Origin of the sequence: Streptosporangium amethystogenes (genome assembly GCF_000721075.1) — a bacterium.
Classification (GTDB): Bacteria; Actinomycetota; Actinomycetes; order Streptosporangiales; family Streptosporangiaceae; genus Streptosporangium; species Streptosporangium amethystogenes.
Genome location: NZ_JOEQ01000106.1, coordinates 1 through 1,921, shown reverse-complemented (window position 1 = coordinate 1,921; position 1,921 = coordinate 1). Strand labels below are relative to the sequence as shown.

The window sequence follows — 1,921 nt, the reverse complement described above, 5'->3', positions numbered from 1 at the left end:
TTCTGCCGTATTCGTGTGTCCTGAACGTGAAGGAGAGTTCGATATAGGCGAATTATCTGGAGCGATGCTGCTCGAACGATGAAGGTTTGGCCCTTCGGAGTCGCCCTGCGGAGGGAGGCTCCAAACCGCCTCATGCTGCGTTTGCTGAAGACAGTCGTGGTGAGCGATGAGGAAAAGGCGCCGGAAAGGCGTCAGGTGGGGACCGGGAAGGCGAACGCGAGTGAACCACTGACGACGTGTCGAAATCAGAACAGATGACATCGAAACCGGGGAGTGAATACGACCCCGGGATGAGCCTGGCGGGTGTCCGCTTATTGGCCAGGCGGTGTCCGGCATGGAGGTGGCGTGAGTCCGGTCTGCGGCGTTCGAGTGGAACAGGAGAAGGCGCTGTTCGGACACCGCCCGCCTCGGCGGGCGACAGGGGAGAGCTGTGATCTGGGGAAACCCCCCAGGAGACGGCGTCAGAGTACCCGTTGCCGGACGCGCCGGCGGACCGGCCCGTAGTAGTGGTGAAGGTCCTGTAACGGGGCTGGAGCGAAGGGGCCGGGTCGTTCGTGACCCGTTTGTTCGATCAACCGGAAGTTCTCCGGGAGGAGTCGTGTGGACGAGTTGAAAGCACCGGGCAAGCCGTTTGAGATCCCAAAACGGGCTGTCCAGGTGGCGTGGGAGAAGGTCAAGGCGAATAAGGGCGCGGCCGGGGTGGACGGGTTATCCATCGGGGAGTTCGAGAAGGATCTGAAGAACAACCTGTACAAGATCTGGAATCGAATGTCCTCGGGAACGTACTTTCCACCTCCGGTCATGGCGGTCGAGATCCCGAAGGCACACGGCGGTGGCACCAGAACGCTGGGCGTTCCCACCGTGGCCGATCGGATCGCGCAGACGGTGGTGGCCGGGGTGCTGGAAGCGAAGGTCGAACCGATCTTCCATCCAAGCTCCTATGGCTACCGTCCGGGCCGCTCAGCGCTGGATGCGGTCGGGGCCTGTCGGCAACGCTGCTGGGAGTTCGACTGGGTGGTCGAGTTCGACATCCGAAAGTTCTTCGACTCCGTGCCCTGGGCTCTGATCGTCAAGGCGGTCCAGGCGCACACCGACCTGCCGTGGGTGGTGCTGTATGTCCAGCGGTGGCTCGCCGCGCCGCTGGCACTGCCCGACGGAACCTTGCAAGACCGAGAGCGCGGAACCCCGCAGGGGTCGGCGATCTCACCCGTCCTGGCGAATCTGTTCCTGCACTACGCGTTCGACGCCTGGATCACCCGGGAGTTCCCGGATGTGGTGTTCGAGCGCTACGCCGACGACGCGGTCGTGCACTGCTCCAGCCTGGGGCAGGCCGAACGGGTACTGGCGGCGATCAAGGGGCGGATGGCCGAGGTCGGGCTTCACCTGCACCCGGACAAGACCCGGATCGTGTACTGCAAGGACGACAGACGGCGCGGCTCACACGAGCACACGTCGTTCACGTTCCTGGGGTTCACCTTCCGGCCGCGAGGGGTGCGGACGAAGACCGGGAAGATGCGCTGCGGCTTCAACCCGGCGGTCAGCAAGGAAGCCTTGAAGCAGATGGGGGCGAGGGTGCGAGCCTGGCGGCTCCACCATCGCACCGGGTCTGGCGAACACGACCTCGCACGGCGGATCAATCCGGTCGTGCGGGGCTGGATGCAGTACTACGGAGCGTTCTACCGCTCCGCGCTGCATCCCCTCCTGGCCCGCATCAACGCCTACCTGATGCGGTGGTCGCGCAACAAGTACAAGCGGCTACGGAGCCGAAAGAAGGCCCAGGCCCAGTGGGAAAGGGTCGTGAAGCTGCGGCCCAGGCTCTTCGCGCACTGGATCTGGGTGAACACGGTTCCAGCAGTCTGGTGACCAGGAACGACAAGAGCCGTGTAACGAGAGATTGTTACGCACGGTTCTGTGGGAGCCC

The 1,921-nt window shown here is 63.9% G+C and carries 1 protein-coding gene; it reads left to right on the top strand.

What is annotated here, in order from left to right; genetic code table 11:
- Window positions 1-600 precede the first annotated feature (600 nt).
- The gene (ltrA, locus tag IG98_RS0143725) at window positions 601-1,863 is read left to right on the top strand and encodes a group II intron reverse transcriptase/maturase (protein ID WP_030926422.1); all 1,263 of its coding nucleotides are present in this window, start codon (window positions 601-603) and stop codon (window positions 1,861-1,863) included.
- Window positions 1,864-1,921: the final 58 nt, after the last annotated feature.